Raw genomic sequence first — 10,578 nt, 5'->3', positions numbered from 1 at the left:
AAATGCTATAAGTTTAAATTTAGATGTACTAAAAAATTTAAAATAGATATTTGTAAGGTAAGTGTATAATGGCTAAAGTGGATATATAAAATATAGATTAAGCACTTTTGAGTAAAATTATAATATTTCTTTTTTATGAGGGAAGTATATATTATAAAGAGGTGTTTTATAATGAAAAAAGGTTTTATAGTTAGGCTATATCCAACTGAAGAACAAAATGTTTTAATTCGTAAACATATAGGTTCACAACGGTTTATTTATAATTGGGGATTAGCTCATAATAATAACTTATATGGAAAATTAAAAAAGAGATATACTACTACACAACTAAGCAATATGCTTACTGAATATAAGAAAAAAGAAGAGTTTTTATGGCTAAATGAAGTTAGTAGAGCAACATTAAAAGAAGCTCTTAGGAATCTTGATAAAGCTTATAGGAGATTTTATAATAATCTAGGTAACTTACCAAAGTTTAAGAGTAAAAAGGCATCTAAAGCTACTTTTTACAGTCGATATGAAAAATTAAAGTTTTATAAAGATAAAACAGTTAACTTAGAAAAAATAGGAAAAGTAAAATATAAATCAAGTTATGATATAAATTTTACTGATATAGATAAATTTTCTAATCCTACGGTTACTTGGAATGGAAGGTGTTATATTCTTAATTTTTCAATTGATATTGAGCCTAGTATTAATAAGCTAGAAGATAAAATATTGTCAATTGATCTTGGTATTAAACAGCTTGCGATAGTAAATATAGAAGGATTAGACATACCTAATATTAATAAAACAAGACTTGTTAAAATTCTTGATAAAAAGTTGAAAAAATTTCAAAGACAATGTTCAAGAAAATATATTATGAATAAAAAAGGAGGAAGTTATCAAAAAACCAATAGGATTAAAAAACTTGAATTGAAGATTAAAAAACTTTATAGAAAACTCAAAAATATTAGAAATAATCATATACATCAAGCTACTTCAAAAATGGTGAAAACAAAACCTAGAATGATAGTTATGGAGAATTTAAAGGTTTCTAATATGATGAAAAATAGACATTTAGCTAAGGCGATAGCACAACAAGGTTTTTATAAATTTATAAGACAAATAAAGTATAAGTGTGCTTTAAACAGCATTAAATTTATACAAGTACCTGTATTTTTTCCAAGCAGTAAAATGTGTAGTAGTTGTGGAACTATCAAAAAGGATTTAAAACTTAGTGATAGAATTTATAAATGTTTATGCGGTTTTACTGAAGATAGAGATAAAAATGCTACGTATAACCTTGCTAATTATGGGTTAAGTTTATCACTATAAAGATATTCTAAACTTGGGAAATCGTTATAGCCCATTATCTGTAAAGATGACAAAGTCTATGGAGTGCTATATAAACTAGAGTAGCTAAGGCGAAATAGAGCAACTATGAAGTAGAAAAGAAACAAAATCTTTAATTCATAAAGTTTTACGAGGTTTTGGTAACGATAGATGAGATGTATCAACAAAATGCGCATAATATTTATAAAAATAATAGTGTTAATGGTGCTTCAAGAGAGCAACTTTTATTAATGCTTGTAGATGGAGCAGTTAGATTTGCCAAAAGAGGAAGACTTGGAATAGAAGAAAAAAATATAAAAATGGCACATGAAAGTTTTATGAGAGTACAAGATATTTTCACAGAACTTATGGTAACACTTGATACAGATAGTGGAGCCTGGGCAAAAGATATATTTGAGATATATAGATTTATAAATAAAACAATAGCTGATGCTAATATGAAAAAAGATATAAAAAAAGCTGATGAAGCAATAGAACTTATAATAGAAATAAGAGATATGTGGCATGAAGCTTATAAACTTAGTAAACAGGCTTAAGATATAAAAAACTATGGTGAAAAATAGCTATATAAATTAGAGATGATTTTAATAGATATAAATAAAAGGAGGAATAAATTATGAGAATTGGAGGACTTGCATCAGGACTTGATACAGATACAATGGTAAAACAAATGATGATGCCTTACCAAATGAAAGTAGATAGAGTTAAACAAGATAGTATGTTACTTGATTTTAAACAACAGTTATATAGAGATATAAATAAGGAGATGAGAGATTTATATACTAAGTATTTTGATGTTGGATCAACAGCTAACAAAGATACAAATCTTATATTAAATAGTAACTATGATACAGTTAGCTTTGAAAGTTCAAATAAAGGTGTAGTTACGGCAACAGGACTTGCAGGAGCTAAAACAGGAAAGTATGATGTTGAAGTTAAAAATATGGCATCTGCTAGTAGTATGACTATATCAAAAGAGGCAATAGAGTCAATTCCTGCTGATAAAGATGGGAAGAAAGTCTTTAAATTAAATCTTGATGGTAAAGAAGTTTCAGTTGAGCTTACTGATAAAATGGTTGATAAAGATGGAAAAGTAAACACTCAGGAAGTTACAAATGGAATAAACTCAGCTATAAAAACTTATAATAGTGATTCAGCTAATAAAGAAAAAATTGATGTAAAAGTTGAACATTCAGAACTTGGAGATAATATAAGAATAACTGGAACAAGAACTGGTGAAGAAAATGATATAGAACTAGCAATGACAGATATAAAAGGGACTAAGGTTCTTCTAGCTGAAAAAGAAAATGCTAAAGATGCTTTAGTAGAGATTACAGATTCTTATGGAAATTCAAAAGAAATAAAAAAAGCTACAAATCAATTTACGATAGATAATGTTCAATATACATTAAACTCTGAATCTAAAGCTGGCGAAAAAACTAGCTTAACAGGAAGTCATGATGTTGATGGAGTTGTTGAGAATATAGGAGCGTTTGTTAAAGATTATAATGCTTTAATAGATAAAATGAATGGGCTTGTTACTCAAAAAAGAGATAAAAACTATCAACCTTTAACTGATGAGCAGAAAAAGGAAATGAGTGAAGATGAAATTAAAATCTGGGAGCTTAAAACAAAGCAAGGGCTTTTAAGAGGGGATGATATCCTTGAAGGAACAATAAATAGTCTTCTTGGAACAATTTCAAGTACAACTTCTGGAAGTCAGCTTAAAGATATAGGATTTAGTCCTTTTTCAGATTATAAAACTGGAAAAGGTAAAATAGAGTTTAATGAAGAAAAAATGCGTGAAGCTTTAACAACAAATGGTGATGAAACAAGGAAAATGCTTACTGGAACTTTTAGTAAAATGAAAGATATTGTATATGATACAGCAGTTAAATCATCATCATTACTAAATGAAAAAGCTGGCTATGAAGGTGGAGTTACATCATTTAATAATGAGATAACTAAAAAAATGGAAGAACAGCAAAAGATGGTTACGAAGATGATGAGAAGTTTTACTAAAAAAGAAAATAGATATTACTCAGAGTTTGCAAGACTTGAAGTTGCAATGAATAAAGCAAATGCACAGATGTCACAATTTATGAGTATGGGGTAAATGTAATAAATGAAGAAATTATTTGAAGAATATAAAAATATATCATTAAAGATTTTAGAAGAACTTGATATTGATGAATTTTTAAAACTTGAAGAATTTTTGGATGAAAAAGATAAAATACAAAAAGAAATAATATCTTTAAATTTAAAGCAAGAAGAAATGAAATCAAACTTAGAGTATTTTAATATAATAGAAACTGATAAAGCTATTGTAGAAAAAATTATGAAAAAGAAAGTTGAAACGAAAGGAAAATTAAATGATGTTAAAATAAGAAAAAATGCAAGTACAGCATATTCTAATGCAAGTGGGAATATGCAAATATTAAATGGAAGATTTTAAAGAAAGTCTAGGTGGAGAAAAAATTCACCTAGATTTTTTTTGCTTTTAAATAATTAAAAATCTAAATGTTAACAAAGTGTAAAAGTGTGAAAAAACTCTAAAGAAAATATAAAGTAAACGATAATTATAGTATAAGAGGTTAAACTCTTAAAAATAAATAAAAAGCCAAGACAAGGATGTCAAAGGTTTAAAATCAAGGAGGAATTTATAATGATTATTAATCACAATATGAATGCTATGACAGCACACAGACAAATGGGAATTAACACAGGTAACCAAGGTAAGGCTATCGAGAAGTTAAGTTCAGGACAAAGAATAAACAGAGCTGGAGATGATGCAGCAGGTCTTGCTATCTCAGAGAAAATGAGAGGACAAATTAGAGGACTTGATGGAGCCTCAACAAATGCTCAAGATGGTGTATCTTTAATTCAAACAGCTGAGGGTGCTTTAAATGAAACACACAACATTCTTCAAAGAATGAGAGAATTATCAGTTCAAGGAGCTAATGATACTAATGTTGATGCTGATAGAGATGCTATAACAAAAGAAATGGATGCTTTGAAAGAAGAAATTAACAGAATTTCAACTGATACAGAGTTTAATGGACAAAAATTATTAAATGGAGAGTTTAAAGACAAGAAACTACAAATTGGTGCTAATCAAGGACAAAGTGTAGATCTTGATATTAAAAATATGAATTCGGATTTATTAGGTCTTACTGAAAATTCAATTAGTACTGAAGCTGTTAAACCAGAAATGGAAACAGTTAAATCTTTAGACACAATAACAAATGTTACAATATCACTTAATGGGACAAAATTAACTGCTAAGGATATATCATTTGCAGTTGGTAGTACATTAGAGGATATTAATAAACAATTATCAGATACAACTGGATTAGAAAATGTTACAGCAAATATAAGTGCAAATGGTACATTATCATTTGTTGAAGAAGGTAATACAGATATAAAGTATGCAGATGGTACAGCTGCTGCTTTAGCTGATGATGCTGCTTTAGATAATGTGGTTACAAATAAAGTTGATGATGATAAAATAATTTCAACAGAAGAAATAAAAGTTGGAGTAGAATTTAATGGTACTATGCATGAAATTACACTTGAAGCAGGTAAGACAGAAGCAGAATTAGAAGATCATATAACAGCAGAATTAGGGAAAATTGATGCTGATTTAGTAGGTTCAATAAATACTAGTGGAAAACTTGAAATAACAACAACAGATACAAATGATACAGTTAGAGTAGGAGAAAAATTAGATCCAGTAAGTGTTAAGGATCATACAAGTGCTACAAAATCAATAGCTACTTTAGATAATGCTATAAACTTAGTTTCAAGTCAAAGAGCTGACCTTGGAGCATTACAAAATAGACTTGAGCATACAATAGCTACAAATGATAACTCAGCAGAGAATTTACAAGCAGCTGAGTCAAGAATTAGAGATGTAGATATGGCTAAAGAGATGATGGAGTTATCAAAGAACAATGTACTTGTTCAAGCTGCTCAATCAATGCTTGGTCAAGCTAATCAACAACCAAACCAAGTATTATCATTATTAAGATAATTAAATAAGTTTTAGGAGTGAGATTTTAAAGTCTTGCTCCTTTTTTTTATTTAGTTTTTTTAATTTCCTACGATAATTATTTTATAGTTTGAAATTAGGAGGTTGGTTATGAAGATAGATTATAATATTTTACAATATAAAGGGTATGAGAATTTTAGTTGCATAGGTGCTAGGTGCAGACATACTTGTTGTGTAGATTGGGATATAGATATAGATAATGAAACTTATAAAAAATATAAGGTTTCTAATTTTTTTACAAAAGAAATGCTTGAAAAGAATTTCACTAGAAAGAAAAGTGGTGTTATAAAATTCAGATTAAATGAGAAAAAAGGGTGTCCACTTCAAAATGAAAGTGGCTTATGTGATATACATAGTAATCTAGGGGAGGAGTTTCTTTGTAAGACTTGTAGAATTTACCCAAGAATGTGCAATTTAGTTGATAATACACTAGAAAAGTTTTTAACTACATCATGTCCAGCAGTTAATGAGATATTTTTATTAGATGAAAATCAGCTTAGTTTTGATAGTGTGATTTCAGCAGAAGATAAGGAAGAGTTATCTATTAAAATGAGGGTTGATACTAGAAAGGATGATTACTTAAAGTACTTTTGGGATATAAGAATTTTTACAATATCACTTCTGCAAAATAGAGATTTTGATATAGAGAAAAGACTTATAATACTTGGGCTTGTATATAATAAGATAAATGCTTTAATATCTGAGAAAAAGATTGATGATATTAAAAAGATTTTAGATATGTACACAGTAAATCTTGGTGATAAGACTTTGTTTGAAAATTTAGATAAACTTGTTATAAATAATGAGTTTAAATCTAAGCTTTTAAAAGCTTTAGCTTTTGGGAAAACAAAGAATAATCTTTTAAATATGAATGAGAATTTAAATAAACTTTTAGAGTTTGATGAAAATGGAGTAAGTGAGAAGTATAATAATGCTGTAAATGTAAAGTATAAAAATTATTTAGATAAGTATGAGTATACTTTAGAGAATTACTTAGTTAATATAGCTTATTCATCAGCTATGCCAAAGAGTAATAATGGCGATATGTTAAGTTCTTATTTATACCTAGCAGTACAATATGCTATGGTTAAAACTTATTTGATTTCTGTTGATAATAAGGAGATAACAACTGATGATTTTGTGGATATAGTTACTCTTACAAGTAGAACTTTAAATCACAATGCTAACTATCCAAAGAATGTTGTTACTTTTATGAATTCTATAAGTACAGGAAATTTAAATATGCTTGCTAAGGTTGTTAATTTAATTAAATAGATTTTTAAAAGAAAGATAGAATTTGATTTTATCTTTCTTTTTTTGTTTATTATATAAGTGTGATAAGTAATTTATAGATAGGTGTTTATGAATTATAGTAATATTTATTGAATTATTTAAGCTAAAATAGTAATCTTTAATATATTGAGAAAACAGGAATAGGAGAATAGATATGAAGAATATTTTAGTAACAGGTGGAGCAGGATTTATAGGGAGATGGCTTGTTAAGGAACTTCTAGATAGTGGTAACAGTGTAGTTATATTTGATAATTTATCAAATGGAGATATTTTAAATATAGAGGAGTTTAGAGAAAATAAGAATTTAAAGTTTATAAAAGGAGATATACAGGATAATGATATATTAGCAGAAGTTTTTAAGGATAAGTTTGATATAATATATCATTTGGCATCAAGTATAAGTGTTCAAAAATCTATAGATAATCCTGTATCAACTTTTTATAATGATACAATTGGAACTTTGAATGTTTTAGAGATGGCAAAGAAGCAAATGTTTGGTGGAAATTCTAAGATGGATGGAGATAGATGGAGTATTAAAAGTAAAGAAAGTTTATATCCTTGTAAAGTTATATTTATGAGTAGTTGTATGGTATATGATGAGTGTGATAAGGTTACAGGAATTGATGAATTTGCAAAAGTAAAAGGAGTTTCTCCATTTGAAGCAAGTAAGCTTGCAGCAGAAAACTTAGTGCTATCATATTATAATACATATAAACTACCAACTGTAGTAATAAGATGTTTTAATACATATGGTCCATATCAGAAAAATGGTGGAGTTATGGCAGCTTTTATAAATAGTGTAGATAAGAATAATGATATAAATATATATGGAAGTGGGGAGCAAACTAGAGATTTACTTTATGTTAAAGATTGTGTAAGGTTTATAAAAATGGCAGGGGATTATGAGTGTGTAAATGGTGAGATAATAAATGTAGGTACAGGTGTGGATATAAGCATAAATGAACTTGCAAAAGTTATATCAAAAAATAAAGTAAAGATAAATCATATAAAACATTTACATCCACAGGCAGAGAATATGAAACTTTTATGTGATTATAGTAAAGCAAAAAAGTTATTAAATTGGAAGCCTATATATACAATTGAAGTAGGCGTGAAAGAAACAACAGAGTGGATAATAACTAATAGGCATAATGAATAAAAGTTATTTTATAAAATTAGTAAAGTTAAAAGAGAATAAGAATATATATAGAAAGATAGAGATAAAAAATCTATCTTTCTTTTTTTATAAAATTTTTTAGGGAGGGGCTTTATGGGATTTACAGTTAATCAATCAAAGGATGGTTTTAAGGTTTCAACTATAGATAAGGATGGTAAAGAGTATGTTCTTGGATGTTTAGAGAAGCAAGGTGATGAGATTAAGAAGTTTATAGCTTCATTTGATGAGTTTACAGATAGGGACATATATATAATTTTTGGGGTATCATTCACAGAACATATAAGAGAACTTATAAAGGTAAATAAAAGTTTTAAGAGGATTTTAGTTGTTGAACTTAATAAGGAGTTTTTTGATTTTATTAAAGAAGAGGGTGAGCTTAATTATTTACAGTTTGATAAAAGAATACACTTTGCAACTGATAAAAATATGATTAAAAGTTTCTTTGATAATTTTATAAATGATTTTAATATAGCGAATGTAAAGATTGGATATTATGCAAATGTTGATAAGGCTTATATTAAAGAACTGAGTGAGATAGCAGTTTTAGTTAATGATTTATCTTATAAAATTATTAATAATAGAAATACAAATTTAATGTTTTCAAGTGAATGGCTTGATACATTACTATCGAATCTTGTGTATATGAAAGATTCAACACCTATAAATGTTTATAAAGATAAGTATAAAGATATACCAGCAATTATAGTATCAGCAGGTCCATCACTTTCTAAAAATATTAAAAAGCTTAGAAATATAAAAAATGCAATTATTATAAGTGGTGGAAGAAATTTAAATACACTTCTTGAGAATGGAGTAAAGCCAAATTTCTTAGCATCTGTAGATTCAACAGATATTTCACATAAGCATGTTGAGGATAATATAGAGAATATAGATATACCTCTTCTTTACTATAATGCAACTAATAAAGATATTGTAAAGAAGCATACTTCAAATAAGATATTTTATACAGATAATGAATTTATAAGAGATATATTTGAAATTGATATTCCACACCTTGGGGGTGGTGGCTCAGTTGCACATTTTAGCACAAATTTTGCTTTGTATGCAGGGTGTAATCCTATTATATTTGTAGGGCAGGATTTAGCATATACTGATGAAAAGGGGCATGATGATAATTCATTAAATAAAAATTCTACTGAAAATATTCCAGTGGTTAGAGCTGATGATATTGAAGTTGATGATATATATGGTGGGAAAATAAAAACAAGTATAGTGCTTGATGGGTTTAGAAAAGAACTTGAGGAGATTATTGCTACTAATAATATTGTTAGTTTTATTAATTCAACTGAGGGTGGAGCTATGATACTTGGCACAGAGATAAAAGAACTTGAAAAAACAATTAAAGATTTAGAAAAGATAAGTGTGGATTTAGATATTAAAGATGAATTTGTAGAGGCTAGTGTTTTAATTGAGAATTTAGTAGATTATAAAAGTCTTTTGGTAAATATAAATAATAAGTGTAGGAATGGTGTAACAATTATAGATAAGATAGAAAAATCTATAGGGAAGCCTAAAGCTTTTTCAGCAAGTGTTAAAAATTTAGAGAATACAGAAAGATATATAAAATCTAATTTAGATAATCTTAGTATAATAAAAAATAAAATGTTTGAAATAATGTATGCAGCAAGTAATTCAGATAAATATAAAGTTAAAAGTACAGATACCAAAGTTGAGTATATAAAGAAAAATTTCAGAAAAAATAAAGATATTTATATAGAATTTAGTAAAGTTTTAACTATGACAAATAAAGAGATAAATAAAATTTTAGCAGAGTGGAAAAAGGTGTGAATTTAAGTTTATTATAAAAAATTCGATATATGTATTAAAGAAGAGTATTTATTAATCGAAATATATTGAATTTAACTTTATAGGAGGAATATAAAAAAATGAGATTACACCATAATATGATGTCACTTAATGTTTTTAAAAACTATCAAAATAATATGGCTGAAAATTCAGCAGCACTTAAAAGAATTTCATCAGGTTCAAAAGTTATGAGTGCTAAAGATAGCCCAAGTAAACTTGCACAAAGTGAGCATTTTAAATTGCAGATAAGAGGACTTGCTGCTGCAAATAAAAATGTTCAAGATGGAGTTTCAATGATGCAAACTGCTGATGGTGGAGCTGCTGGTATATCTGAAAATTTAATAAGAATGAGGGAACTTGTTGTTAAAGCTGGAAATCAAACAACTAATGAAGCAGATAGAGAAATTTTACAAATTGAAATAGATAGTATAAAAGAAGGTATAGATGATTTAGCAAATAATACAGAATTTAATGGAGTGAAACTTATAGGGAATGATAATACGGATAATTCTTATAGTATGGCAGCTGGTATAAATTCAGATGAAAATATATTAATACCAAATTATGATTTATCAGCGGGTATGATTGGTGATGGAAAGAATAATGTTACTGATATAGATATTAAAGATGGTGATATAGATGATGATTTAGCTATAATTGATGGTGCTATGAAACAAGTTACATCAGCTAGAAATAAATATGGAGCACTTGCTAATAGATTTGAAAGTCTTAGCAATAACCAAGATAGTAATAGTGTTATGCTTGAAGGGGCTAATGCTAATATAACAGGAGCGGATGTTGCAAAAGAAATGATGGAGTTTGCAAGAACTAATATTTTAATAGAATCTAGTAATTATATGATGGCTCAAACTAATGAACTTCCAAATGAAGCTTTAAG

General features: G+C 27.5%; 9 protein-coding genes. All 9 read left to right on the top strand.

The window, feature by feature from the left end; translation table 11 throughout:
• Nucleotides 1-171: 171 nt before the first annotated feature.
• A complete protein-coding gene (locus tag Q0V15_RS09300; protein WP_297438293.1) occupies nt 172-1,314 on the top strand; it encodes a transposase in 1,143 nt (380 codons plus the stop codon).
• A gap of 173 nt (nt 1,315-1,487) precedes the next feature.
• Nucleotides 1,488-1,868, top strand: a complete 381-nt coding sequence (gene fliS, locus Q0V15_RS09295; RefSeq protein WP_297438295.1) for a flagellar export chaperone FliS — start codon at nt 1,488-1,490, stop codon at nt 1,866-1,868.
• Between the two features lie 80 nt (nt 1,869-1,948).
• Nucleotides 1,949-3,448 (top strand): flagellar filament capping protein FliD, encoded by a 1,500-nt coding sequence (gene fliD / locus Q0V15_RS09290; RefSeq protein ID WP_297438291.1) that lies wholly within the window; start codon nt 1,949-1,951, stop codon nt 3,446-3,448.
• A 9-nt stretch (nt 3,449-3,457) separates the two neighbouring features.
• A complete protein-coding gene (locus tag Q0V15_RS09285; protein ID WP_297438289.1) occupies nt 3,458-3,787 on the top strand; it encodes a hypothetical protein in 330 nt (109 codons plus the stop codon).
• 210 nt (nt 3,788-3,997) lie between these two features.
• On the top strand, nt 3,998-5,365 hold the full coding sequence (locus Q0V15_RS09280) for a flagellin (RefSeq protein WP_297438287.1): 1,368 nt from the start codon (nt 3,998-4,000) through the stop codon (nt 5,363-5,365).
• A gap of 108 nt (nt 5,366-5,473) precedes the next feature.
• The gene (fliB, locus tag Q0V15_RS09275) at nt 5,474-6,658 is read left to right on the top strand and encodes a flagellin lysine-N-methylase (RefSeq protein ID WP_297438285.1); all 1,185 of its coding nucleotides are present in this window, start codon (nt 5,474-5,476) and stop codon (nt 6,656-6,658) included.
• Between the two features lie 172 nt (nt 6,659-6,830).
• The gene (locus Q0V15_RS09270) at nt 6,831-7,835 is read left to right on the top strand and encodes a dTDP-glucose 4,6-dehydratase (protein WP_297438283.1); all 1,005 of its coding nucleotides are present in this window, start codon (nt 6,831-6,833) and stop codon (nt 7,833-7,835) included.
• Nucleotides 7,836-7,946: 111 nt separating this feature from the next.
• Nucleotides 7,947-9,662, top strand: a complete 1,716-nt coding sequence (locus tag Q0V15_RS09265; protein ID WP_297438281.1) for a motility associated factor glycosyltransferase family protein — start codon at nt 7,947-7,949, stop codon at nt 9,660-9,662.
• A gap of 98 nt (nt 9,663-9,760) precedes the next feature.
• A partial coding sequence (locus Q0V15_RS09260) for a flagellin (protein WP_297438279.1) occupies nt 9,761-10,578 on the top strand: 818 nt, incomplete at its 3' end.

The sequence above is a fragment of the uncultured Clostridium sp. genome, assembly GCF_947036855.1.
Taxonomy (GTDB): Bacteria; Bacillota; Clostridia; order Clostridiales; family Clostridiaceae; genus Sarcina.
Note: the sequence above shows the minus strand (reverse complement) of the source record. Positions and strands in the feature narration are given on the sequence as shown.